19 protein-coding genes, 2 tRNA genes and 1 pseudogene are annotated in these 23529 nt (G+C 73.8%); 7 read left to right on the forward strand and 15 right to left on the reverse strand.

The window, feature by feature from the left end; translation table 11 throughout:
* Window positions 1-47: 47 nt before the first annotated feature.
* The 7 genes and pseudogenes from ACZ58X_RS13580 to ACZ58X_RS13610 all read right to left on the reverse strand — a co-directional run bounded on the left by ACZ58X_RS13580 (window position 48) and on the right by ACZ58X_RS13610 (window position 7831).
* Window positions 48-1034 (reverse strand): tetratricopeptide repeat protein, encoded by a 987-nt coding sequence (locus ACZ58X_RS13580; protein ID WP_360233351.1) that lies wholly within the window; start codon window positions 1032-1034, stop codon window positions 48-50.
* Window positions 1035-1374: 340 nt separating this feature from the next.
* A complete protein-coding gene (locus tag ACZ58X_RS13585) occupies window positions 1375-2841 on the reverse strand; it encodes an HD-GYP domain-containing protein (RefSeq protein ID WP_470333821.1) in 1467 nt (488 codons plus the stop codon).
* A gap of 128 nt (window positions 2842-2969) precedes the next feature.
* Window positions 2970-4403, reverse strand: a complete 1434-nt coding sequence (locus ACZ58X_RS13590; RefSeq protein ID WP_470333822.1) for an HD-GYP domain-containing protein — start codon at window positions 4401-4403, stop codon at window positions 2970-2972.
* Between the two features lie 618 nt (window positions 4404-5021).
* Window positions 5022-5315: pseudogene (gene rsrA / locus ACZ58X_RS13595) on the reverse strand (mycothiol system anti-sigma-R factor); the annotation flags it as partial.
* The gene (locus ACZ58X_RS13600; protein WP_375894128.1) at window positions 5312-6217 is read right to left on the reverse strand and encodes a sigma-70 family RNA polymerase sigma factor; all 906 of its coding nucleotides are present in this window, start codon (window positions 6215-6217) and stop codon (window positions 5312-5314) included. The gene ACZ58X_RS13600 and the pseudogene rsrA, both read right to left, overlap by 4 nt.
* Window positions 6218-6421: 204 nt before the next feature.
* Window positions 6422-7060, reverse strand: coding sequence for an alpha/beta hydrolase family protein (locus ACZ58X_RS13605; protein ID WP_470333823.1), 639 nt, complete (start codon window positions 7058-7060; stop codon window positions 6422-6424).
* Between the two features lie 18 nt (window positions 7061-7078).
* A complete protein-coding gene (locus ACZ58X_RS13610; RefSeq protein ID WP_470333824.1) occupies window positions 7079-7831 on the reverse strand; it encodes an SOS response-associated peptidase in 753 nt (250 codons plus the stop codon).
* Window positions 7832-8095: 264 nt separating this feature from the next.
* Between ACZ58X_RS13610 and ACZ58X_RS13615 the strand changes: the two genes are divergently transcribed.
* From ACZ58X_RS13615 to hisN, 5 genes are all read left to right on the forward strand, one after another.
* Complete coding sequence (locus tag ACZ58X_RS13615; RefSeq protein ID WP_375894136.1) at window positions 8096-8821, forward strand: M50 family metallopeptidase; 726 nt, start codon at window positions 8096-8098, stop codon at window positions 8819-8821.
* Between the two features lie 228 nt (window positions 8822-9049).
* Entirely contained in the window at window positions 9050-10381 is a 1332-nt protein-coding gene (gene aroA, locus ACZ58X_RS13620) for a 3-phosphoshikimate 1-carboxyvinyltransferase (protein WP_470333825.1), read from the forward strand.
* Window positions 10382-10396: 15 nt separating this feature from the next.
* On the forward strand, window positions 10397-11452 hold the full coding sequence (gene rsgA, locus ACZ58X_RS13625) for a ribosome small subunit-dependent GTPase A (protein WP_470333826.1): 1056 nt from the start codon (window positions 10397-10399) through the stop codon (window positions 11450-11452).
* 129 nt (window positions 11453-11581) lie between these two features.
* Window positions 11582-11905 (forward strand): DMT family transporter, encoded by a 324-nt coding sequence (locus ACZ58X_RS13630; RefSeq protein WP_188303055.1) that lies wholly within the window; start codon window positions 11582-11584, stop codon window positions 11903-11905.
* Window positions 11906-11949: 44 nt separating this feature from the next.
* Window positions 11950-12747 carry a histidinol-phosphatase gene (gene hisN / locus ACZ58X_RS13635; protein ID WP_470333827.1) on the forward strand — a complete coding sequence of 266 codons (798 nt, stop codon included), beginning with the start codon at window positions 11950-11952 and terminating at the stop codon, window positions 12745-12747.
* An 81-nt stretch (window positions 12748-12828) separates the two neighbouring features.
* Here hisN and ACZ58X_RS13640 read toward each other — a convergent pair whose 3' ends face one another.
* On the reverse strand, window positions 12829-14304 hold the full coding sequence (locus ACZ58X_RS13640) for a catalase (protein ID WP_470333828.1): 1476 nt from the start codon (window positions 14302-14304) through the stop codon (window positions 12829-12831).
* 105 nt (window positions 14305-14409) lie between these two features.
* Here ACZ58X_RS13640 and ACZ58X_RS13645 point away from each other — a divergent pair, with 105 nt between their 5' ends.
* Window positions 14410-14835: a Fur family transcriptional regulator gene (locus tag ACZ58X_RS13645; RefSeq protein WP_470333829.1), complete on the forward strand. Its 426-nt coding sequence runs from the start codon at window positions 14410-14412 to the stop codon at window positions 14833-14835.
* A gap of 19 nt (window positions 14836-14854) precedes the next feature.
* Here ACZ58X_RS13645 and ACZ58X_RS13650 read toward each other — a convergent pair whose 3' ends face one another.
* The 4 genes from ACZ58X_RS13650 to ACZ58X_RS13665 all read right to left on the reverse strand — a co-directional run bounded on the left by ACZ58X_RS13650 (window position 14855) and on the right by ACZ58X_RS13665 (window position 20581).
* Window positions 14855-16828 carry a tetratricopeptide repeat protein gene (locus ACZ58X_RS13650; protein WP_470333830.1) on the reverse strand — a complete coding sequence of 658 codons (1974 nt, stop codon included), beginning with the start codon at window positions 16826-16828 and terminating at the stop codon, window positions 14855-14857.
* Window positions 16829-17194: 366 nt separating this feature from the next.
* Window positions 17195-17268, reverse strand: a tRNA-Met gene (locus ACZ58X_RS13655).
* A 158-nt stretch (window positions 17269-17426) separates the two neighbouring features.
* Window positions 17427-17500 (reverse strand) — tRNA-Met (locus tag ACZ58X_RS13660).
* A 66-nt stretch (window positions 17501-17566) separates the two neighbouring features.
* Window positions 17567-20581, reverse strand: coding sequence for a UPF0182 family membrane protein (locus ACZ58X_RS13665; protein ID WP_470333871.1), 3015 nt, complete (start codon window positions 20579-20581; stop codon window positions 17567-17569).
* Window positions 20582-20793: 212 nt separating this feature from the next.
* On the opposite strand from ACZ58X_RS13665, the gene ACZ58X_RS13670 reads away from it, so the two are divergent.
* Window positions 20794-21366 (forward strand): PPA1309 family protein, encoded by a 573-nt coding sequence (locus ACZ58X_RS13670; protein ID WP_470333831.1) that lies wholly within the window; start codon window positions 20794-20796, stop codon window positions 21364-21366.
* Window positions 21367-21396: 30 nt separating this feature from the next.
* Here ACZ58X_RS13670 and ACZ58X_RS13675 read toward each other — a convergent pair whose 3' ends face one another.
* The 3 genes from ACZ58X_RS13675 to ACZ58X_RS13685 all read right to left on the reverse strand — a co-directional run bounded on the left by ACZ58X_RS13675 (window position 21397) and on the right by ACZ58X_RS13685 (window position 23430).
* Entirely contained in the window at window positions 21397-22509 is a 1113-nt protein-coding gene (locus ACZ58X_RS13675) for a YlbL family protein (protein WP_470333832.1), read from the reverse strand.
* A 42-nt stretch (window positions 22510-22551) separates the two neighbouring features.
* On the reverse strand, window positions 22552-22743 hold the full coding sequence (locus tag ACZ58X_RS13680) for a hypothetical protein (protein WP_470333833.1): 192 nt from the start codon (window positions 22741-22743) through the stop codon (window positions 22552-22554).
* 246 nt (window positions 22744-22989) lie between these two features.
* On the reverse strand, window positions 22990-23430 hold the full coding sequence (locus tag ACZ58X_RS13685) for a molybdenum cofactor biosynthesis protein MoaE (RefSeq protein WP_470333834.1): 441 nt from the start codon (window positions 23428-23430) through the stop codon (window positions 22990-22992).
* Window positions 23431-23529 lie beyond the last annotated feature (99 nt).

The raw sequence follows: 23529 nt of genomic DNA on the forward strand, positions 1-23529 counted from the left end.
TCCGCTCCCATAGGTCTACGCGTACCTCACCAGGGTACTCAGCGGGATCAGCAGACCTCTTCGAGATCCCGGTAGGCCCTGGTCGAGGGGGCGGCCGCGACCCACCGGTCGAGCAGGGAGCGGACCAGGTGGGCCGGGGCGGCGAGCCCGCACTCGCGCTCGACCAGCCAGGACATCCCGGCCGCGCCGCCCTGGCTGAGGTGGCTGAGGTGCCCGGGGTGGGCGGCGTCGCCGTCGTCGTGGGGATCGTGGTGGGCGACGATCCCGTCGTCGGCGGCCATCCGGCTCTCCGAGCAGGCGCGGCACAGCAGCCGCACCGAGGAGGTCCAGTCCTCGGCGGCGTAGCCGGCGTCGGCGACCAGCCGCTCCAGCGCGTCCCGGTCGCCGGCGGTGGCGGCCTGCAGCAGCACCACGTAGGTCGGCACCGGGGAGGGCGCCCACAGCTCGATCTCGTCGAAGACGGGGTAGGCGACGCCGTCGGTGACCCGTTCGCCGTGCGGGGCGCCGTCGTGCAGCACGACCTCGCCCCAGCGGCGGCCGGAGGAGGGCAGCGGGATGGACAGCACCTCGATCCGGGCGGGGTCGAGGCGCCGGCCCCACACCACCTCGGACTCGCCGTCGGGGGACAGCCGCACCGGGGTGGTGCCCAGTTCCAGGCTGACCGGGCCGTCCCCGCCGGGGCCGCCGGGCAGCTTGAGCCCGTAGGCCTGCCAGGCGCGGCGAGCGAGCGGCCAGTCCTGGAGGGCGGTGGCGGTGATGCCGAGGTTCCACCAGTCGGGGGCGCCCTGCTCGCGGTCGAGCAGGGCGACGGCGCGCAGGCCGGCCGAACGGGCCTGCTCCCAGTCGCGGCGGAACTTGTGCAGCAGGGCGAGGTTGAACCAGGAGTCGGACAGCCAGGGCTCCAGGTCGGCGGCCATCACCAGCAGGGCGCCGGCGTCCTCGTAGCGGCCGTCGCCGATCAGCGTGAAGGCCCGGTCGGTCGTCTGCCGCCAGGTGGCGGACGGCCGGTGCCGTGCCCGGTGGAAGATCCTCACGTTCGTCCCTGCCGTCGTCGTCCGCTCAAGTCCCTTGCCGCCGGGCCCGTCCCGTCCTCGACGGGGCCCGGGTCCCGGTGCTCCGGGTCGGTGTTCCACGCTACGACCGCATCCAACCACGCCCGCCCCCGCCCGCGCTCCCCACCGCCGAGGTTGGGGACCGCCCCTCCCCAGCCTGCCCGTCGGAGCGCACCTCCTCAACCCCGGACGGGCGCCGCCCGGCCGCGCCCCGGCCGCACCGCCGCGCCCCGGCGGACGGGCACGCCCCCGGGCGGGCGCCGCCGCACCCCTCCCGAGGACCGCACCTCGGCGATCGAACCCCGCCCCGGCCCGCCGACCCTCAGCCCCGCCCCTGCCCGCCGACCCGGGCGAGCGCGTCCACCACCCGGGCGTCGTAGACCCGCCCGCGCCCCAGCCGCAGCACCTCCAGCGCCTCCAGTCGCCCCACCGCCTCGCCCAGGCCCTTCCCCCGGGCGGCGGTGAGCAGGTCGTCGTGGGCGTTGGCGACCCGGATGATCCGGGCGGCGAGCGGCACCGGGCCCTCGCCGCCCACCGGCCCGGGGCAGGGGTCGGCCAGTCGGGCGACCTGCTCGGCGACCTGCCGGGGCACCCCGGTGCGGCTGATCACCTCGCTGCCGAGCCGGGCGATGCGCTGCTGCTCGACGGCGGGCAGCAGCGCGGTGGCGCCGTCCGGCACCGGTTCGACCAGGGAGAGCTGGCCGACGTCGTGCATCAGCGCCGCGTACTCCAGCAGGGCGAGCTCGCGGGTGCCCAGCCCCAGCTCGCGGCCGAGCGCGCACGCCGTGTCCGCGACCCGGCGCGCGTGCCCGTGCGGGGTGTACCCGGCGACCTCGGTGGCCCGGGCCAGGCTGGCGATGGTCTGCCCGGTGGTGGCCCGCACGGCGGCGGCCCGCCGGAAGGAGACCTGGGCGAGCAGCAGCGGGGTGCAGAACAGCGGCAGCGCCCACAGCCCGACCTCCCCGGCCGCGAGGCTGACCAGCATCCCGGTGGCGACGATCGCCGAGCCGATCCCGAACAGCGAGCGCAGCTCGTCCTCCAGCGCGGCCGGGAACCGCGGCCCGACGGCCCCGGGGCCGTCCTCGGACTCCCGCCCACGGGCCGCCACCGGGGCGCACGCCGTGCCGCGCCGCGGTCGGTCGCCGACGGCCCCCGGACCGGCCCCGGGGAGGCGCCCCCACGACGGCGGCGCCCACCTGCGCCCGTGCCCGGATCCCCTCCGCCCTCCGGGCGAACGGCGGGAGGGCGAGGCCGGGCCCGAGGAGCGCAGCAGCGCCGCCAGGGTGGCGTCGCAGAGCGCGGCCAGCGCGGCGACGGCGGTCAGGAAGGCCCCGTAGGCGGGGCCCTCGGGCGAGAAGCGGTCGACCAGGCCGCCGTTGTAGAGCGGCTGGAACACGGCGGCGGCGAAGCCGACCGCGAGCAGCCGGCGGGCTGCGCTGTCCCGCCGGGCCGGGTCGGCCCAGGGCGGCCGCCGGTGCGGGCGCCCGGGCCGGTGCGGCAGGGCGAGCCCGGGCAGCCAGCCCAGCAGCAGGCCGACTCCGGTCACCGCGACGACCTGGAGCGTGCCGTGCGCGGTCGGCACCCCGCGCAGTGGCCCGAGCAGGGCGTACGCCAGCGCACCGGCCGCGCCGATGGGCGCCTGCTCGCGGTCACCCGGAAGGGTGATCCGGACGCATTCGCCGAGCGCGATCAGCGCGGTGAACGCCAGCGCGACCCTCGGTTCGGCGATCCCCCGCGCCGCGACCGCGCCGAGCGCCAGCACCAGCAGCGCGGCGGCGGCCGCGTGCACACCGCGCGCGGTACGCCCACGTCCCGCCCCGCCCCCGCGACCGCTCCCCGAACCGGCCCCGCGCCCCGAACCGCTCCCGCTCCCGCTCCCGCTCCCGTGCGCCGACCCGCCTCCGGCCGCGCGCCCGGTCACGACTGCCCGGCCGCGGGGCGGGTCCCACCCTGGGCGGGCACCCGTCCGGGTGCGGCCCGCACCGGCTCGGGCACCCCGAGCGGGATGTCCGGGACGGCCCGTACGCAGTCCTCGGAGTGCACCACCGGCTGCCAGTCGTGCACGGCCAGCGCGTCGATCAGCGCCCGCACCATCACCGGGTCGAACTGGCTGCCGGAGCAGCGCTCCAGTTCGGTCACCGCCTCGGCGACGGGGCGGCCGCGCCGGTAGGAGCGGGTGGAGGTCATCGAGTCGAAGGCGTCGGCGACGGAGATGATCCGGGCGAACTCGGGGATCTGCTCGCCGACCAGTCCGCTCGGGTAGCCGCGCCCGTCCATCCGCTCGTGGTGGTGCAGGATCCCGGCGTGCGCCTCGCCGAGGAAGTCGATCCCGCGCACCAGCTCGTACCCGTACACCGGGTGGATCTCCACGGCGCGGCGCTCGTCCTCGTCGAGGGGACCGTTTCTGCGCAGCAGTTCGGTGGCCACGCCGAGCTTGCCGACGTCGTGCAGGATCCCGGCGAAGCGCAGGGTGCGCAGCCGCTCGGGCTCCATGCCGAGCTGATCGGCGATCAGCACCGAGGCGCGGCCGACCCGTTCGCTGTGCCCCCGGGTATAGGCGTCCTTGATCTCCACCGCCTGCACCAGCGACTGCACGGTGGCCTGGTGGGCGTCCCGTTCGCGCTGGCCCTGGGCGAAGACCCACGCCGAGATGGACAGCGGCAGCAGGGCCAGCAGGGCGGCGAACGCCCCGTACGGGCCCTGCCAGAGCACCGCGACCATGAGTCCGCCGGCCGCGTGCACCAGCACCGGCAGCCCGCACACCGCGCAGGCGCCGCGGAGCACCTCGGTGGCCGGCCGGCTCTCGCTGAGCACCACCATGACGCCCACTACCAGCCCGTTGACCAGGCAGAACGCGCCGACGGCGGCGAAGCCGGGCAGCAGCGCGGCGGGGAAGCGGGAGCCGAGCAGCAGCTGCGGGCCGTGCAGCAGGTGGAAGGCGACCGAGGAGACGAAGGCGCACAGCGCGAGCTGGGAGCCGTTGAACAGCTGGCGGCCGCGGCAGCCGGGGCCGGTGGGGCCGCCGAGCAGGGCGGCGGGGGCGGCGACCAGCGCGGCGGCGGCCGGCGGGAGCATCAGCACTCCGGCGAACAGCACCGGGAAGAAGGCGTTCACCCCGGGGCGGGCGGGGACCCGTCCGGTGGGCGCGGGGCGGCGCAGCAGCCGGCGCAGCAGGAGCGAGCAGGGGGTGGGCAGGCCCTGGGCGAGCGACTCCCAGCAGCCGTGCAGGAAGCCGAGCAGTCCGATCTTGGGCCAGTCCGCCGGGTGGCCGAGCCAGCGCGGCACCCCGGGCGTGACGGCCTCGGGCAGCAGCGGCAGCAGGCAGCACAGGGCCGCCACCGGGACGGCCACCAGGTAGCGCGCAGCCCCCTGCGGCAGGGTCGCGCCTCCACTGTCGGTAGCGATCTCGGCCTCCCCGCGTCCGGGCCCTGTTGCCTCAGCGCGCCGGGCTGACCGGCGGTGAGCGTCCGTCAGGAGAATAGGCCGCCGTCCGGGCGTGGGGACGCATGATCGCGCGATGGCGCAGTTGGCGCACCGCCAACTCACTCGAACGAGTGAGGGCGCATGCGAGCAGAACGGGAGCGGGGGGGGGGGGGGGGGGGGGGGGGGGGGGGGGGGGGTGGGGGGGGGGGGGGGGGGGGGGGGGGTGGGGGGGGGGGGGGGGGAGGTGAGGACGCGCGGAGGGGGGTGGGTTACGAACCCCCATCCCTCAAGAGGGGGGAGGGTCAAGTAGGGAGGGGGGGGTAGCGGCCCCGGGAGCGCATGCTCCCGGGGCCGCTGGACTCCCGGTCCGAACCGCGTCGCCCGCCCTCGCCGACGGACCGCACGGACCACCGGGCCGGACTACTCGGCGGGCGCTCCGGCCTCGACCGGCGCGCCGGGGCGCACGCCCGGCTCGTCGTCCGCGCCCTCGTGCGCCTGCACCGGTCTGGGCGCCGGACGGGCCGCCTCGACGTGCACCTCGACGGTCGACTCCACCGCGACCACCACCGGCTCGCCCGAGCGCTGCCCGGCCCGGATCGAGTCGATCCTGGCCAGCACCTTGCTGCGCAGGTCGGTCGGGGTGTCGTCGCAGCCGCAGGAGCGCTTGATCAGCGCCTTGATCGCCTGCTCCAGTCCGTACTGCTTCAAGCAGGGCGAGCACTCCTCGAAGTGCACGCGCAGCTTGGCGCAGTCGCCCTCGGCCATCTCGTTGTCGAGGAATTCATAGAGGTGGTCGAGGACCTCGCCACACTCGGTTTCGTGCGGATCGCCGCAGCTCATGAGCCCGAGCCCTTCGCTTCCTGCCCTGCCCCGCTGCCGGCCGGGACCAGCCCGCGCTCACGGGCGTAATCCTCCAGCATGCCGCGCAGCTGACGACGGCCGCGGTGCAGCCGGGACATCACCGTACCGATGGGAGTACCCATGATGTCCGCGATCTCCTTGTACGCAAAGCCTTCTACGTCCGCGAGATACACGGCGATCCGGAATTCCTCCGGGATCGCCTGGAGCGCGTCCTTCACGTCGCTGTCGGGAAGGTGGTCGAGCGCCTGGGTCTCGGCCGAGCGCAGACCGGTCGACATGTGCGACTCGGCCCTGGCCAGCTGCCAGTCCTCGATCTCCTCCGCCGCGGTGCGCTGGGGCTCCCGCTGCTTCTTGCGGTACGAGTTGATGAACGTGTTGGTGAGGATGCGGTACAGCCAGGCCTTGAGGTTGGTGCCCTCACGGAACTGGTGGAAGGACGCGTACGCCTTCGCGAACGCCTCCTGGAGCAGGTCCTCCGCATCCGCGGGGTTGCGCGTCATGCGCAGCGCCGCCGAGTACATCGGGTCGAGGTAGCCCAGGGCGTCGCGCTCGAAGCGCTCCCGCCGGGCCTCCTCGGACTCCTCCGCCGACACCCGGAAGGTGTCCTCACCGATCGCCTCGGCCAGCTCCTCACCGGTGAGCGCCTCGCCCGCAGGCAGGGCCTCGTCCGGGCCACGGCCCGGATCGGCCTCGTGCTCGGTCCCGACGACCGGACCCACCTCCTCGGCATGACGGGCACGGCCCACCGCGGGCCGCCCAGAAATGGAGGATATCGGGCTGACGGGCTTCTCGCCCGCGTCGAGCCAGTCCGACCAGGAGGGGGCGAACGCCGCGGCGGCCTCGCGCTCCTCCGGCCGTTCGGGGCACGCGATCGAACCCATCTGCCCTACCTCTCACCGGTGACTCATGCTGACGGACACGACAACCACACCGGCCCCGCCCGCATTCCCGCCCGCACCCGCCGTTCACTCGCACGAGCGAGCGAGCGGAAACGCCCTGCTCACGGCCCCGCCACCGCCCCACCGCAGTCCTGCCACCACCCCGCCACCACCCCGGACCCCCGGACCCCCGGAGCGGCACCGGCGTCACAGCAACCCCAGCACCCAGTCCCCCACCGCCGAGCAGATCAGCTCCAGCACCTCGTCCTGCCCCGGCGACGCCCGCTTCGGCACCTCGAACCCGTGGTTCCCGGACGGCAGCGCCACCAGCTCGTGCCCCGCCGGCAGCTCCGGGAACTCCGCCGGCCCGCCGAACGGGTCCGCCGCCCCCTGCACCACCAGCGTCGGCAGCCCCGACCCCAGCAGCTCCTCCGCCCGGCTCTTCTCCGGCCTGCCCGGCGGGTGCAGCGGGAACGCCAGCGCCACCACCCCCACCGCACCGCTCGCCGCCCCCGTCCGGCAGGCCACCCGCGCCCCGGCGCTGCGCCCGCCGACCACCAGCGGCAGCCCGGTCCCGGCCAGCCGCTCCGCGACCGGCAGCCAGCCCACGTCCAGCGTCCTCGGCGCCGGGCCCAGCTTCTTCCCCGCCACCCGCCACGGCTGCTCCACCAGCGCCACCGTGATCCCCCGGGCCGGCAGCCGCCCGGCCAGCGCCACCAGGTCCCGCGCGCCGGTCCCGCCGCCCGCCCCGTGGCCCAGCGCCAGCACCGCCCTCGGCGCGGCCGCCCGGTGGTAGGTGATCCGGGCGTCCCCGGCCCCGGTGGTGACGAGTTCGGAGGTGGTCATCCCGGCAGCTCCCAAGTCTCAGAACAGTGTGGTCTCGTACTCGACCTCGGTCCACGGCTCCTTGAGCTCCGGACCGTTGTTGCGGATGTTCCCGACCGCCGGCGACACCGGCGTGGCCAGCAGCGCCCCCGGCGGCGGGGGTATCAGCAGCCGGCGCACCTCCTCCGGGTCGGTCAGCCCCGGGTCCAGCCACTCCCCCCAGTCCCCCCGGTCCAGGAACAGCGGCATCCGCTCGTGGATCGGCGCCAGCGACTCCTCGGCGTCCGTGGTCACGATCGTGAAGGTCACCAGCCAGGCCTCCGGGTGCCCCGGCGGCACCGCCCGGTTGCGCCAGAACTCGTACAGCCCCGCCAGCGCCAGCGGGGCGCCGTCCGCCCGGGACACGAAGAACGGCTTCTTGCGCGCCCTGCCCCGCTCCCCCGGCACCGTCTGCCACTCGTAGTAGCCGTCCACCGGCAGGATGCACCGGCGCGCGGCGAAGGCCTGCCGGTAGGCCGGCTTCTCGTGCACCGTGTCCGATCGCGCGTTGATCATCTTCACCGCCGTCTCGGCGGAGTTCGACCACTGCGGCACCAGCCCCCAGCGCAGTGCCCGCAACTGCCGCACCGGCCGCTCGGCCCCCTTGGCCAACCGCTCCAGCACCACGTACGCGCTGTTGGTCGGCGCCACGTTCCAGTTCGGGTCCAGGGACTCCTCCGGGTCCCAGAACTCCACGTCGAACAGCTCGACGACGTCCTCCGGCTTGCTGCTGGCTGCGAAGCGACCGCACATGCGGGCCAGCCAACCACACCGGGCGCGCTCAGGACTTCCTCATCCACGGAGCAGAACCGCCCGCTCCCCTCCGCCCGTCCCCGCATGGGAGGCTGCCCCGAACGGCCCAACCGGCCCGACCGGCCCGACCGGCCCGACCGGCCCGACCGGCCCGACCGGCCCGACCGGCCCGACCGGCCCGACCGGCCCGACCCGACGGAACGCAGCCACGGAACGCGGCAACGGAACACAGCCCAGCACAGCGAACGGAGGCGCAGCCCGCCGATGAACCCGAACAACCAGAACCTCGGCGAACTGTGGGACCGGGTCACCGGCACCCAGGCCGCCCCGCCCGGCTGGCTGGTCCTCGCGACCGGCTGCGCCGCCCTGCTCGCCGTCCTCGCCCGCCCGCTCTGGCACGTCACCCGCAACGCCGTCACCATCGCCCACGAGGGCGGCCACGGCCTCGCCGCGCTCGCCACCGGCCGCAAGCTCGCCGGCATCCGGCTGCACTCCGACACCTCCGGCCTCACCCTCTCCTACGGCCGCCCCACCGGCCCCGGCATGGTCCTCACCGCCGCCGCCGGCTACACCGCCCCCGCCCTGCTCGGCCTCGGCTGCGCCGCCCTGCTCGCCGCCGACCGGATCACCCTGCTGCTCTGGCTCGCCATCGCCCTGCTGCTGGCGCTGCTCCTGCGGATCCGCAACGCCTTCGGCCTGTTCACCGTGCTCGTCGCCGGCGGCGCCTTCTTCCTGGTCTCCTGGTTCGGCAGCGCCCAGGTCCAGGCCGGCTTCGCCTACCTCGGTTGCTGGTTCCTGCTGTTCGGGGCGGTCCGCCCGGTCCTGGAGCTCCAGCACCAGCGCCGCACCGGCTGGGCCCGCGACTCCGACGCTGACCAGCTCGCCCGGCTCACCCACGTCCCGGCCCTGGCCTGGGTCACCGTCTTCCTGCTGACCGCCCTGGCCTGCCTCGCCCTCGGCGCCACCTGGCTGCTGCAACCCCTCCACTAGGGCGTGTCTGACAATTCCCGCCGGGCGCGCGACGCCGGGGCACGCACCTCGCCGCGTTGTCGTCAGTCGCCGATGCTCCGCATGGACTCCCTCCTCCGCCTTGCGATGCACGCACCCCAACGCCGCACGCTGATCCGACGCGAATTGTCAGACACGCCCTAGACCGGTCCCGTTCCGCCATCCGGCCGCAGCAGGGGCCGTTCCGGTACGGCCCCTAGACTGGCCCCCATGACCGAGACCCTGTGGCCCGCCCCCGTCGCCACCGCCCCCGTCGACGCCACCGTCACCATCCCCGGCTCCAAGTCGGTCACCAACCGGGCCCTGGTGCTGGCGGCCCTCGCCGACGGACCGGGCTGGGTGCGCCGCCCGCTGCGCAGCCGCGACTCCCAGCTGATGGCCGACGGCCTGCGCGCCCTCGGGGTCACCATCGAGGAGAAGGTCAACAACGACTCCGGCGGCACCGGCGGCGGCGAGGCCTGGCGGGTCATCCCCGCCCCCGCGCTGCGCGGCCCCGCCAACGTCGACGTCGGCAACGCCGGCACCGTCATGCGCTTCCTGCCCCCGCTGGCCGCCCTCGCCGACGGCCCGGTCCACTTCGACGGCGACCCGCGCAGCCACGAGCGCCCCCAGCACGGCGTGATCAACGCCCTGCGCGCGCTCGGCGCCCGGATCGAGGACGGCGGCCGCGGCAGCTTCCCGCTCACCGTCCACGGCACCGGCGGCCTCGACGGCGGCCCGGTCGAGCTGGACGCCTCCTCCTCGTCCCAGTTCGTCTCCGCCCTGCTGCTCTCCGGCGCCCGCTACAACCACGGCGTCGAGGTCCGGCACGTCGGCGGCCCCGTCCCGTCGCTGCCGCACATCCGGATGACCGTCGAGATGCTGCGCCTGGCCGGCGCCCAGGTCGACGCCCCCGAGGACGGCGGTGAGAAGGACGTCTGGCGGGTCACCCCCGGCGCCCTGCTCGGCCGCGACCTGGTCGTCGAGCCGGACCTGTCCAACGCCGCCCCGTTCTTCGCCGCCGCCCTGGTCACCGGCGGCCGGGTCACCGTGCGCGACTGGCCCCGCCACACCACCCAGCCCGGCGACCAGCTGCGCGACCTCTACTCCCGGATGGGCGGCGCCTGCGAGTCCACCGACGAGGGCCTCCAGTTCACCGGCACCGGCCGGATCCACGGGATCGAGGCCGACCTGCACGACGTCGGCGAGCTCACCCCGGTGATCGCCGCCGTCGCCGCCCTCGCCGACTCCGAGTCCCACCTGTACGGCATCGCCCACCTGCGCCTGCACGAGACCGACCGGCTCGCCGCCCTCGCCAAGGAGATCAACGACCTCGGCGGCGACGTCAGCGAGACCGAGGACGGCCTGCGGATCCGCCCCCGCCCGCTGCACGGCGGCATCTTCCACACCTACGAGGACCACCGCCTGGCCACCGCCGCCGCGGTGCTCGGCCTGGCCGTGCCCGGCGTCGAGGTGGAGAACGTGGGCACCACCGCCAAGACCCTGCCCGACTTCCCCAAGATGTGGGCGGAGCTGCTCGGCGGAGCGGCCGCGGACGCCTGAGCGGAGACTTGAACCATGCGCCGCTACGGCAAGGACGCCGACGAGGACGACATCCGCAACCGCCCCGCCCGCCGGGGCTCCCGGCCGCGGACCCGGATCCGGCCCAAGCACGAGGACGCCGACGAGGCGATGGTGCTGACCGTCGACCGCGGCCGGATCACCTGCCTGGTCGACCCGGGGACGAAGCAGGAGCGTGAGGTCGTCGCCATGAAGGCCCGCGAGCTGGGCCGCAAGGGCGTCGTCGTCGGCGACGTGGTCAACCTGGTCGGCGACCTCTCCGGGGACAACGACACCCTCGCCCGGATCGTCCGGGTCGAGGAGCGCAGCTCCGTACTGCGGCGCACCGCCGACGACGACGACCCGTACGAGCGGATCGTCGTCGCCAACGCCGACCAGCTGGCCATCGTCACCGCGCTGGCCGACCCGGAGCCCCGCCCCCGGCTGATCGACCGCTGCCTGGTCGCCGCCTACGACGCGGGCATGGAACCGCTGCTGGTGCTCACCAAGGCCGACCTCGCCCCGGCCGAACCGCTGCTGGAGTCGTACGCCCCGCTCGGCATCGACTACGTCGTCACCCGCCGGGACGAGCTGGAGACCGCCGGCGCCGAGGCCGTCCGGGAGCACCTGCGCGGGCTCTCCACGGTGTTCATCGGCCACTCCGGCGTCGGCAAGACCACCCTGGTCAACGCCCTCGTCCCGGACCGGCGGCGGCAGACCGGCCACGTCAACGCCGTCACCGGCCGCGGCCGGCACACCACCGTCTCCGCGCTGGCCCTGCGGCTGCCCCCGCCGCCCGGCGTCAAGCCCGGCTCCAAGAAGGCGCTCGACCCGGGCTGGGTGATCGACACGCCCGGCTTCCGCTCCTTCGGCCTCTCCCACATCGACCCGTCCCGGGTCATCCTCGCCTTCCCGGACCTGGAGCCGGGCACGGTCGACTGCCCGCGCGCCTGCAGCCACGACGAGCCGGACTGCGCCCTGGACGCCTGGGTCGCCGACGGCCACGCCGAGGCCGCCCGGCTCTACTCGCTGCGCCGTCTGCTGGCCAGCAAGGAGGCCCGCGAGGGCGACTGAGCCCCGTGGGACCCCGCCCTTCCCCGAGGCTCGTGGCCCGTTCGAGGTGTCGGACCGCCCCTCCCTGGCGATCATAGGAAAGTCGGGCCGGACACGGCCCGTCCGTCGATCAACAGGGAGGGGCGCGCGATGGCATGGGCCCTGGTGATCCTGGCCGGCCTGCTGGAGACCGGCTTCGCGATCAACCTCAAGCTCAGCGAGGGCTTCACCAAGCTCTGGCCCACCATCAGCTTCTGCGTGTTCGCCCTCAGCAGCTTCGGGCTGCTCACCCTCTCGCTCAAGAGCCTGCCGGTCGGTCCCGCCTACGCGGTGTGGACCGGCATCGGCGCCGCCGGCACCGCCATCTACGGCATGGCCTTCCTGGACGAGACCACCTCGGTGCTCAAACTGGTCTCCATCTCCCTGGTGATCGCCGGCGTGATCGGCCTCCAGCTCAGCGGTTCCGCCCACTGAGCGCCCACCCCTCCCGGCCGGCCCGCTGAGCTAGGGTTTCGGGCATGGCCGACTACCACGACGATCTCCGACTCGCCCACGTCCTCGCCGACTCGGCCGACTCGGTCACCCTGGAGCGCTTCCGGGCCCTCGACCTGAAGATCGAGACCAAGCCCGACCTGACCCCGGTCAGCGACGCCGACAAGGCCGCCGAGGAACTCGTGCGCAGCGTGCTCCAGCGCGCCCGCCCGCGCGACGCCGTGCTCGGGGAGGAGTTCGGCCTCCAGGGCTCCGGCCCGCGCCGCTGGGTGATCGACCCGATCGACGGCACCAAGAACTACATCCGCGGCGTCCCGGTCTGGGCCACCCTGATCGCCCTGCTGGAGGACGGCCCGGACGGCGTGGAGCGCCCGGTGGTCGGCATCGTCTCCGCCCCGGCGCTGCAGCGCCGCTGGTGGGCCGCCAAGGGCCTGGGCGCCTACGCCGGCCGCAGCCTGGCCAAGGCCTCCCGGATCCACGTCTCCGGGGTGTCCCGGATCGAGGACGCGTCCTTCTCGTACTCCTCCCTGACCGGCTGGGAGGACCGCGGCCGGCTCGACCCGTTCCTGGACCTCACCCGGGCCTGCTGGCGCACCCGCGCCTACGGCGACTTCTGGTCCTACATGATGGTCGCCGAGGGCGCCGTGGACATCGCCGCCGAGCCCGAGCTGTCGCTCTGGGACATGGCCGCGCCCTGCATCGTGGTCGAGGAGGCCGGCGGCAGCTTCACCGGCCTGGACGGCGTCCCCGGCCCGGGCGGCGCCGACGCGGTGGCCACCAACGGCCTGCTGCACGACGAGGCCCTGCGGCGGCTCTCCGTCTGAGTCGCCCCCGGGCGGGCAATGGTGCGGGCCCTGTGACCAGTGGGAGCTGGTCACAGGGCCCGCCGCTCGTTCCGGCCCGTCCTACTGCTTGCGCAGCTCCCGGACCGCCGTCTCCAGCCGCTGCCCGTAGTCGGCGTCGGCCTTGCGGAAGTTGTCGATCGCCCGCTCCACGATGGACTCGCGGTCGGCCGAGACCTTGGCGATGAAACCGGCCAGGTTGGCGATCAGCCGCTGCTTCTCGTCCTCCGAGTACAGCCGGTAGAGGTTTCCGGCCTGCACGAAGTCGTCGTCCTCGGCGTGCGAGGGCGCCGCGTGGGTGCCGGTGAGGCCGTCGACCGCGGTCGCGGCCCAGAGCGGACGGCCGGTCTGCACCGGGCCGCCGAAGCTGTTGGGCTCGTAGTTCTTCTGCCGGCCGTGGCGGCCGTCGTACAGGGACCCGTCGCGGCCGTTGGTGCGGGCCTCGGTGGCGTGCGGGCGGTTCACCGGCAGGTGGTCGGCGTTGATGCCGACGCGGTAGCGGTGGGCGTCCGCGTAGGCGAACAGCCGGCCCTGGAGCATCTTGTCCGGGGACGGGCCGATGCCGGGCACGAAGTGCGCCGGGGAGAAGACCGACTGCTCGACCTCGGCGAAGACGTTCTCCGGGTTGCGGTTGAGCTCCAGCCGGCCGATCTCGATCGGCGGGTAGTCGGCGTGCGGCCAGACCTTGGTCAGGTCGAAGGGGTTGAAGCGGTAGCCGGCCGCGTCGGCCGCCGGCATGATCTGGACCTGCACCGTCCAGCTGGGGAACTCGCCGCGCTCGATCGACTCGCGCAGGTCGCGCTGGTGGCTGTCCGGGTCCTCGCCGGCGAGCCGGTTGGCCTCGGCCTGGGTGAGGTTGCGGATGCCCTGGTCGGTCTTGAAGTGGTACTTGACCCAGAAGTGCTCGCCGGCCTCGTTCTGCCACTGGAAGGTGTGCGAGCCGTAGCCGTTCAGGTGGCGGTACGAGGCGGGGATGCCGCGGTCGCCGAACAGCCAGGTCACCTGGTGGGTGGCCTCGGGCGACAGGCCCCAGAAGTCCCAGACGTTGTCGGCCTCCTGCGAGCCGGTGTACGGGTCCCGCTTCTGGGTGTGGATGAAGTCGGGGAACTTGATGGCGTCCTTGATGAAGAACACCGGGGTGTTGTTGCCGACGAGGTCGTAGTTGCCCTCCTCGGTGTAGAACTTCAGCGCGAAGCCGCGCGGGTCGCGCACCGCGTCGGCCGCGCCGAGGTTGCCCGCCACCGTGGAGAACCGGAGGAAGACCTCGGTCTGCTTGCCGACCTCGGACAGGAACGCCGCCCGGGTGAAGGGCGTCACGTCGGCGGTCACCGTGAAGGTGCCGTACGCGCCGGCGCCGCGGGCGTGCACCACGCGCTCCGGGATCCGCTCGCGGTTGAAGTGCGCGAGCTTCTCGAACAGCAGCTGGTCCTGGATCAGGGCCGGGCCGCCGAGGCCGGCGGTCTCGGTGTTCTGGTTGTCCGCGACGGGGGCACCCGCCTCGGTGGTGAGGGTGGGGCGAAGCTCGTCCTGCGTGGTCATGGCGGGTTGCCTCCGGGGGATCCGATCGTGATGACACGATCCTAACTTGGACTTCGTCTAAGTCAACACTGGTCCTAATCTCGGAGCGTGACTTATTCTGGTCCCATGAGTGATCTGCTGGAGAGACTGCGCGGACGCGGCTGGCGGCTGACCTCACAGCGCCGCGTGGTGGCCGAGGTCCTCGACGGCGAGCACGTCCACCTCACCGCGGACGAGGTGCACGCCCGCGCCGCCGCCCGCCTGCCCGAGATCAGCCGCGCCACCGTCTACAACACGCTCGGCGAACTCGTCACCCTCGGCGAGGTGCTGGAGGTCGCCACCGACGGCCGCGCCAAGCGCTACGACCCCAACGCCCACCGCGCCCACCAGCACCTGATCTGCTCCGGCTGCGGCGCGATCCGCGACGTCCACCCGCACGGCGACCCGCTCGCCGCGCTCCCCGCGGCCGAACGCTTCGGCTTCGCCGTCACCACCGCCGAGGTCACCTACCGCGGCCTGTGCCCCGACTGCCGCGCCCGGCAAGACAGTTGACTACCCGCCGGGGCGCGCCCTACGCGCTCAGCTCGGCGTGCAGCGCGCCCAGCAGCCGCCCGGCCCGCTCCGCGACCTCGGCCGGCCCGTAGTCGATCGCCCGCCGGCACCAGTTCTCGGCCTGCACCGGCTCGCCCCGGCGCAGCGCCAGCAGCGCCAGCCGCAGCGCCGCCCGCCCGTGCCCGGCGTCGGCGGCCCGGGTGTACCAGAGCATCGCCTCCGCCTCGCTGTCCTGCCGGGCCAGCAGCAGCCCCAGGTTGAACGCGGCACTGCGGCTGCCCGCCTCGGCCGCCCGCCGGTACCAGCTCTCGGCGATCTCCAGCGCCCCGCGCTCGGCCGCCCGCACCCCCATCCGCACCTGGGCGCGGCGGTGCCCGGCGTCGGCCGCCAGCGCGTACCAGTGCTCGGCCTCGGCGTCCGCGTCCCCCCGCCGGTCCAGCACCGAGGCCAGCCGGAAGGCGCCCTCCGCCGAACCGCCGGCCGCCGCCTGCCGGTAGCGCTCCAGCGCGCCGGACAGGTTGCCGCGCTGCTCCTGGGCGACGGCCAGCTGCAGCGCCGCCTCGCCGTGCCCCTCGGCCGCCGCCCGCGCGTACCACTCCTGGGCCTGCCGCGCCTCGCCGCGCCCGGCGTGCAGCACGCCCAGGTTGAAGGCGCCGTCCACGCTGCCGGCCTCGGCCGCCTTGGAGAACCACGGCTCGGCACCGGACTCGTCGCCGCGCTGCAGCAGCACCACGGCCAGCGCGTTGCAGGCCTCCCGGTGCCCGGCGTACGCGGCCCGGCGGTACCACTGCTCGGCCTGCTGGTCGCGGCCGGTGCCGGCGCAGAGCAGGCCGAGGTTGAAGGCGCCGTTGTGGTCGCCCGCGTCCAGCGCGGTGCGGTACCAGTGCTCGGCGGCCTTGGCCTCGCCGCGGCTCGCGTGCAGGGCGCCGAGCGCGTTGGCGGCGTTGCCGTCACCGGCCTCGGCGGCCTCCTGCCACCACTCGGCGGCGGCGGCGACGTCACCGGAGTCGCGCAGCAGGAAGCCGAGCGCGCAGGCGGCCCGCGGCTCCCCGTTCTGCGCGGACTGCCGGTACCAGCGGGCGGCCTCCTCCAACAGCGCCCGGTCGGTGCGGGCCCGCTCCTCCAGCAGCACGCCCAGGCGCAGCGCGGCCCGGGCGTGGCTGCGGGCGGCGGCCGTGCGGTACCAGGCCTCGGCGGTCTCCTTGTCCCCGGCGGCCTCGCGCATCCGGGCCAGCCGGTAGGCGGCCTCGCGGTGCCCGGCGTCGGCGGAGACCTTGAACCAGCGCTCGGCCCGCACGTCGCGCCGGTGCTCCATCAGATCACCGAGGGCGTAGGCGCCCAGCGGGTGGCCGTGGTCGGCCGCGTAGTGCAGCCAGTACTCGGCGGCCTCCTCCTCGCCCTGGTCGCGCAGCTGCAGCCCGAGCGCGTGCGCGGCCGGGGCGCTGCCCGCCACCGCCGCGTGGCGCCACCACTGGCCGGCCTCGGCCCGGTGGCCCTGCTGGTGCAGCAGGACGCCCAGGTTGTTGGCGGCGGCCCGCACCCCGGCGGCCGCCGCGGCGCGCAGGTAGGGCTCGGCGTCCTCCAGGTCGCCGCGGCGCAGCAGCAGGGTGCCCAGGCGGCTCGCGGCGTCCGGGTCGCCGTCGTCGGCGGCCTGCCGGTGCCGGGCCTCCAGGGCGGCGGACTCCCGGGCGGCCAGCGCGGTCTCGAAGCTGGTCGGGTCCAGCCCGGCCGGGTCCAGCGCGGCGCCGGCCGGTGCCTCCTCGCCGCCCGCCCCGTACGGGCCCACCGCGGCGGAGAACTGCCGGGTGGAGACGTGCACGAGGCTGTCGGGCCCGGAGCCGCCGACCGCGGGGCGCTCGGACAGCCCGCTGGTGCGCTGGGCGGGCAGGGCTCCGGGACGGCTCTCGGGGCTCTCGGCGCTCTCCGCCCAGGCGTCGGTGTCCGCCTCGACGGCCGCACCGGACTTGGTGCCTGACTTGCCGATCAGCCTCATGCCGACTCCCGCTCCCCCAGAGTGTCGCGGCATCGTGCCCCGGCCGACGGCCGGGGGGACTCCCAGGAGAGGCGCCGGACCGGACGGCCCGTCAGCGGCCGTGCACCGTCCCCCATGTGTCCCATCGTCGCATCACCCGCTACCCGCGTACACCTGCCCCGGCCGAATTCGGGTGGGGCAGACCCGAAGCCGACGAAATTGCTTCGGCGCTTTGTCGATTTCCCGACACTCCCGCCCCACAAACCCCGGTGCCGTCCCCGTTGGCGACGGTCGATAGTACCGGAGCGGTTCCCGCCGCTTCCGGACGGAAACGTCCGGGTACGACAGAGGCCCGGAGGAATGATCCTCCGGGCCTCTGACACCGAGTAGCGGGGACAGGATTTGAACCTGCGACCTCTGGGTTATGAGCCCAGCGAGCTACCGAGCTGCTCCACCCCGCGTCGTTGATCAAACCTTAGCACGGTTTCGACGGGGCCCGACGCCACCGGCCCTGACCCCCGGCCACCGCGGCCATCACAGCCACCGCCCCCCGGGACGGCAGGAGCCCGGAAACGACAGAAGCCCGGAGGAATGATCCTCCGGGCTTCCTGCTACTGAGTAGCGGGGACAGGATTTGAACCTGCGACCTCTGGGTTATGAGCCCAGCGAGCTACCGAGCTGCTCCACCCCGCGTCGGTAAGAGAACCGTAGCACGGACGCGGGGTGGAACCAAAAACGGTCACCGCAGCTCAGCGGGGACTACGGGTGCGGACTGGCCGCCCCCGAGCCGGTCGGCGTCGCCGTCGGGGGCGCCGGCGGGGGCGCCGGCGCCTGGCCGCCCGCCCGGGCCGCCTCGGCCGCCTTCAAGGCGTCGCCGAGCGCCTTCTGGGCGTTGCCGTACGCCACCCAGTCGCCGTTCTTGAACGCGGTCTGGCTGTCGTTGTACGCCTTCTCCGCGTCCCCGAGCGCCTTCTGCAGCTCCGGCGAGATCGTCCCGCCCGGCGCCGGGGTGCCCGGCGCGGTGGGCGTCGGCGTGGGCGTGCTGCCGCCGCCGGGCGTCGTCCCGGTGCCCGGGGACGTCCCGGTGCCCGGCGTCACCCCGCCCTGGCTGGACGGCGCCACCGGCGTGGCCGGCGGGGCCTGACCGGCGAACAGCTTGCGCAGCGCGTCGTCCAGGGTGTTCTCGAACGCCACGTTGTCGTCCCCGTACACCGCCAGGACCTTCTGCAGCGTCGGGTACTTGGCGCCGCGTCCGCGCACGTACACCGGCTCGACGTTCAACAGCCCGCCGCCCACCGGCAGGGTCAGCAGGTTGCCGTACTCCAGCTCGGTGTCACCGCCGCTCTTCAACGCGAAGATCTGGTTCGCCACCTCCTGGCGGGAGTTGAACTTCGACTGCACCAGGCCGGGGCCGGGGGCGCCGCTCTCGCCGGTCATCTTGAGGATGCGGATCTTCCCGTAGTCGTCCCCGGGGTCCGCGTTGACGGCCATGAAGGCCGCCAGGTTCGGCCGCTGGTTGGGCACGAAGGTGCTGGTCAGCGAGAAGCTCGCGGCCTGGGCGTCCGGCATCCGCACCGTCACGTAGTACGGCGGCTGGACCTGCTTGGTGTCACTGGTCGGGTCCACCGGGACCTGCCAGATGTCACTGCCGTTGAAGAAGGAGTTGGCGTCCGTCACGTGGTACTGGCCGAGCAGGTCGCGCTGCACCTTGAACATGTCCTGCGGGTAGCGCAGGTGCGGCAGCAGCGTCGCCGGGATGTCCGCCTTCGGCTCCACCGTGCCCGGGAAGGCCTTCATCCAGGTCTTGAGGACCGGGTCCTTCTCGTCCCACTGGTAGAGCTTCACCTCGCCGGTGTAGGCGTCCACCGTGGCCTTGACCGAGTTGCGGATGTAGTTGACCTGGTTGGCGGCGGTCAGCAGCTCACCGCGCTGGTTGGTCAGCGAGTCCTTGGTCGCCGTGCCCAGCGTCGTCTTCGACGAGAACGGGAAGCCGTCCGAGGTGGTGTAGCCGTCCACGACCCACACCACGTGGCCGTCCTGCACCACCGGGTACGGGTCGGCGTCGATCGACAGCCACGGCGCGACCTTCTCCACCCGCTCCTTGGGCGTCCGGTTGTAGATCACCTTCGCGCCGTCGGTGATCGCCCCCGCGTACAGCATCTGCGGCTCGGCGAAGCGCACCGCGTACGCGGCCCGGGTGATCGGGTTGTCCAGCGAGACACCGCTGTCACCGGTGTACGTGTACTCCACGTTCTGACCGGTCTTGACGTCGGTGTAGTCGATCTCCTTGTTCGAGCCGCCGACGATCGAGTACGTCGTCGTCTTCTCGCCGTAGTAGATCCGCTGCTCGTAGTCGCCCAGCGCACCCGTGGCCGGCAGGCCGGACTCGGTGAACACCGGCCCGCCCTTGTCGTCGACCTGGTTGCCCTTGGCCAGCGCCGCGCCGTAGCCGTGGGTGTACTTGAAGTGGTCGTTGATCCAGTTCCGCTGCACCCCGTTGAGGTCCAGCTCGCGCAGGCCGATCACGGTGTCCTGCTTGCCCGTGGGCGTGCTGTAGCGGTCCACCGAGAGGGTGCTCGGGAACGCGTAGTAGTTGCGCTGCTGCTCCAGCGACTGGAAGGTCTGCGACACGATGTTCGGGTCCAGCAGCCGCACGTCCGCGATGGTCTGCGCGTCCGGCTTCAACGCGTCACCCGTGGTCGAACCCTGCGGGCTGTACGGGGTGGTCTGCGCGTCCGCGATCCCGTACGCCTGCCGGGTCGCGTCGATGTTCTTCTGGATGTACGGCGTCTCCTTGGCCTGCTCGTTCGGCTTGACCTGGAACTGCTGCACGATCGCCGGGTACAGCCCGCCGATCAGCACCGCCGACAGCACCATCAGCCCCAGCCCGATCAGGGCCGGCGCCCAGGTGCGGCGGATCGGGGTCAGGAAGAACAGCACCGCGCAGATGATCGCGACGAAGAACAGGATCGTCTTCGCCGGCAGGAACGCGTTGGCGTCCACGTAGCGCAGGCCGGTCCAGCCCGAGACGCCCTTGTAGGCGCCGGTCTTCACCGCCAGCGCGTACCGGTCCAGCCAGTACGCCACCGCCTTCAACAGCACGAACACGCCCAGCAGCACCGCCAGGTGCCCCTGCGCGCCCGCGCTCGCCCGGCGGCCCGGGCCCTGCAGCCGCAGCCCCCCGTACAGGTAGTGCACCAGCGCCGAGGTCAGCAGCGAGACGATCACCGCGCTGAACGCGAAGCCCAGCACGAACTCGTAGAACGGCAGGTCGAAGGCGTAGAACGAGACGTCCATGCCGAACTGGGCGTCCTTCTCACCGAAGGACGTCGCGTTCGTCCACATCAGCCAGGTCCGCCACTGGCCGGACGCCGCCGCGCCCGCCACCAGGCCGATCACCAGCGAGACCCCGATCAGCGCCCAGCGCTTGAACGGCGCCAGGCCCGCCCGGTAGCGGTCCAGGCTCTGCTGCTCCACCGACATCGCCGACAGCGGCGGCCGCAGCCGGTGCGCCAGCCACACGTTGAAGCCGACGATCACCGCCATCAGCAGGCCGAAGACCCCGAACAGCCCGACCTTCGTCCACAGCTGGGTGGTGAACACCGAGGAGTAGCGCACCGACCTGAACCACAGCCAGTCCGTCCAGAACCCGGCGAACATGACGAACAACAGGAACAGCACCGCGAGTACGCCCAGGGTCAGCAGGGCCACCCGCGCCCGCCGGGAGGGCGGGCCCACCCTCCGCCGGAAACCCGGCCCTGAGCGTTCCGGCATCTGGAATACCACGGTGGCACCTCAGCTGTGTCGTCTGGAATCGGTCGGTCGTCAGAGCAACTTAACCAGTCTTCGACCGAGTTCCCATCGTTAGCAGACGGTTACGACGCCGTTCCCCCGCAACCCCCCGCGGCCCCGCCCCGATACCCCGCCCCCGGCCCCCCGGGGCCGCCCCGGCGAGCGGGCGCCGCCCGGCGTGTGAGGATTGAGTCATGTCCGACGCGCCTGATCTGAACAACTCCCCCGACGACGTCTCCAAGCTCCCCGCCGCCACCCCCCTCACCCGGGCCGCGCTGGAGATCGACGAGTACGCCGCCACCCTCGGCTGGGACCTCCCGGCCCGGCTGTTCGCCCTGGTGGACAGCGCCGCCCTGCGCAAGGCCGACCCGCGCATCGCCAAGCAGCTCGGCCTCGCCGACAGCGACCAGCCCGGCCTCACCCCGGTCGAGCAGGACGAACTCCCGGCCGGCATGGAGCTCGACAAGTTCCTCGGCACCATCGCCTGGCCCGACGCGGTGGCCGGCTGCGCCCTGGTCGTCGAGCGGCTGATGCTGCCGCCGGGCGCCGAGCAGTCCCGCCCGCGCGGTGCCAGCGACGCCCAGCTCGCCGAGTGGGTGGCCAACCACCCCAAGCGCGAGGAGGTGCGGATCACCGCCGCGGTGCTGCGCGACGGCAAGAAGGAGATCGCCCTGCGGCTGCGCTCCAAGGACGTCGCCCGCGAGGTGCTGACCGGCCCGGACCTGGTGCCCGGCCTGACCGACGCGCTGCTGGCGACCTTCTCCTGACCCCCGCTCCCGCCCCCGCCGAGGCCCCGCCTAGCGGGGGCAGGACGGCAGCGCCGAAGCCTGCCCGGAGCGGATCTGCTCCAGCGACTTGAGCGCGCCGTCCAGAGTGTCCGTCTTGATCAGGGTCAGCCCGGACGGCACGTTCTTGGTGGCCTCGGCGCAGTTCGAGGCCGGGGTGAAGAAGTACTCGGCCCCGGCGTCCCGGGCGGCGATCAGCTTCATCGATATCCCGCCGATCGGGCCGACCTTGCCGTCGTCGTCGATGGTGCCGGTGCCCGCGACGAACTTGCCGCCGGTGAGGTCGCCGCCCGGGGTGAGCTTGTCGACGATGCCGAGCGAGAACATCAGCCCGGCGCTCGGGCCGCCGACGTCCTGCAGGCCGATGTCGATCTGGAACGGGTAGGTGTGCCGGATCCCGGTGCCGATGCCGACCACGGCGAGCTCGGCCCGCTCGGCCGGCGCCTTCGGGTCGAGGTCCTTCGCCCGGACGGTCGGCACGGTGACGTCGGTCCTCGTCCCCGGGGTGGCGGAGCCGTTGCCGGAGGTGTCCTTGGCCCGCGGCACCACGGTGAAGACCACCGACTCGCCGGGCTTGTGCTTGGTGACGGCGGCGACCACCTGGTCCACCGAGTCGACGGCGGCGCCGTCCACCGCGACGATCTGGTCCCCCGCGTGCAGCCGACCCTCGGCCGGGGCCCCCGCGGTGACCGACTTCACGATCAGCTCGTTGCCGACCGGGACGCCCAGCTGCTTGAGCGCGGCGGTGCGGGCGCTGTCCTCGGAGGAGGCGAACTCCTCGGCGTTCTGCTTCTTGGCGTCGGCGTCCGACTGCCCCTTGGGGTAGACGTTGTCGTGCGGCACCACCAGCACGTCGTCCCGCATCCAGCCGACCACCGCATTGACCAGGCTGGGCTCGTACTTGGCGCCGGTGACCTGGACGGTGGTCATGTTGAGGTGACCACTCGTCCGGTACGAGTCGTGGCCGGTGATGGTGATCACCGGCTTGCCCCCCTGCTCGCCGAGCGTGTTGTACGTCGGGCCCGGGCTCATCTCCGTGTACGGCACCTTCATCAGCACCGAGACGCAGAGCAGCGCTATGAGCAGCAGGGTGGCAGCGAGCATCGTCGCGGAGCGGCGTGGCATGCCTCGACAGTACGGGACGCCCGTGACGCGGCGCCCGCCGGGCTACCGGCCGGAGGGCTCCCCGGGGGCGGCCGAGCCCGCGGTGGTCCGTTCCATCGCGGCCATGAAGCGCCGGTGCTCGGCGAGCGAGGCCGGATCGCCGGTGGCCCTCGGGGCCCGCTGGGCCCACCCCGCCCAGGCGGCCGCGACCAGGACGGCGACAACCGGAATGATCAGCCAGGCGAGCGCACCCATGTCAGTACTCCCAGCTCCTCGGGTCTATGAGCAGATTAACCACTCCGGCGGACAACGCGGCCGGCGCCATCCGGGTTACGGGACGGCCGATCGGCTCACTTCCAGGGAGTATCCGGCGCCCCCGGCCGGACCCGTTCGGGTGAGGCCGCGGCGCGCCTGCCCGGAAGGACGTGCTCCGTGTGCGGGCGGTTGCACCGCGCCCGCGCGGACGGACGGCCGCTCACCGCCCCGGGACCGGGAGCCCGGTCAGCAGCTCCCGGCGCCGACCCACTCCTCCTCGCCGTCGGCGAAGACCTGGTGCTTCCAGATCGGCACCTCGTGCTTGAGGTCGTCGATCAGCCGGCGGGCGGCCGCGAAGGCCTCACCGCGGTGGGCGCAGGAGACGGCGACGATCACGGCCTTGTCGGTGATCTCCAGCCGGCCCACCCGGTGCACCGCGGCGAGCGCCCGTACCGGGAAGTCCGCGACGACCTTCTCGGCGATCCGGCGCATCTCCGCCTCGGCGGTGGGGTGGCAGCTGTACTCCAGCGCGGAGACCGACTTGCCGCCGTCGTGGTCCCGGACCGTCCCGACGAAGACGGTGGTGCCGCCGGCCGCGTCGTCGCCGACCGCCTCGTACACCTCGTCCAGCGAGAGCGGGGTGTCGCGGATGGCGAGCAGGCGGATGGGGTCGTGGTTCTCGGACATGACCCCATGATTCCTCATCGGGGGCCGATCGGGGCAAGGGTCTTCCGCATCACGATTTCGAAATTTCGCATCGTGAGAACCAGTGCCCGCGGGCGGCAC

Source organism: Kitasatospora sp. NPDC040550, from assembly GCF_055594965.1.

Bases quoted from the DNA above. Each gene is read 5' to 3' on its own strand.
- ACZ58X_RS13600 (WP_375894128.1), bottom strand. From the start codon at position 6,217: ATGGGTTCGATCGCGTGCCCCGAACGGCCGGAGGAGCGCGAGGCCGCC.
- ACZ58X_RS13605 (WP_470333823.1), bottom strand. From the start codon at position 7,060: ATGACCACCTCCGAACTCGTCACCACCGGGGCCGGGGACGCCCGGATC.
- ACZ58X_RS13610 (WP_470333824.1), bottom strand. From the start codon at position 7,831: ATGTGCGGTCGCTTCGCAGCCAGCAGCAAGCCGGAGGACGTCGTCGAG.
- ACZ58X_RS13615 (WP_375894136.1), top strand. From the start codon at position 8,096: ATGAACCCGAACAACCAGAACCTCGGCGAACTGTGGGACCGGGTCACC.
- aroA (WP_470333825.1), top strand. From the start codon at position 9,050: ATGACCGAGACCCTGTGGCCCGCCCCCGTCGCCACCGCCCCCGTCGAC.
- rsgA (WP_470333826.1), top strand. From the start codon at position 10,397: ATGCGCCGCTACGGCAAGGACGCCGACGAGGACGACATCCGCAACCGC.
- ACZ58X_RS13630 (WP_188303055.1), top strand. From the start codon at position 11,582: ATGGCATGGGCCCTGGTGATCCTGGCCGGCCTGCTGGAGACCGGCTTC.
- hisN (WP_470333827.1), top strand. From the start codon at position 11,950: ATGGCCGACTACCACGACGATCTCCGACTCGCCCACGTCCTCGCCGAC.
- ACZ58X_RS13640 (WP_470333828.1), bottom strand. From the start codon at position 14,304: ATGACCACGCAGGACGAGCTTCGCCCCACCCTCACCACCGAGGCGGGT.
- ACZ58X_RS13645 (WP_470333829.1), top strand. From the start codon at position 14,410: ATGAGTGATCTGCTGGAGAGACTGCGCGGACGCGGCTGGCGGCTGACC.
- ACZ58X_RS13650 (WP_470333830.1), bottom strand. From the start codon at position 16,828: ATGAGGCTGATCGGCAAGTCAGGCACCAAGTCCGGTGCGGCCGTCGAG.
- ACZ58X_RS13665 (WP_470333871.1), bottom strand. From the start codon at position 20,581: ATGCCGGAACGCTCAGGGCCGGGTTTCCGGCGGAGGGTGGGCCCGCCC.
- ACZ58X_RS13670 (WP_470333831.1), top strand. From the start codon at position 20,794: ATGTCCGACGCGCCTGATCTGAACAACTCCCCCGACGACGTCTCCAAG.
- ACZ58X_RS13675 (WP_470333832.1), bottom strand. From the start codon at position 22,509: ATGCCACGCCGCTCCGCGACGATGCTCGCTGCCACCCTGCTGCTCATA.
- ACZ58X_RS13680 (WP_470333833.1), bottom strand. From the start codon at position 22,743: ATGGGTGCGCTCGCCTGGCTGATCATTCCGGTTGTCGCCGTCCTGGTC.
- ACZ58X_RS13685 (WP_470333834.1), bottom strand. From the start codon at position 23,430: ATGTCCGAGAACCACGACCCCATCCGCCTGCTCGCCATCCGCGACACC.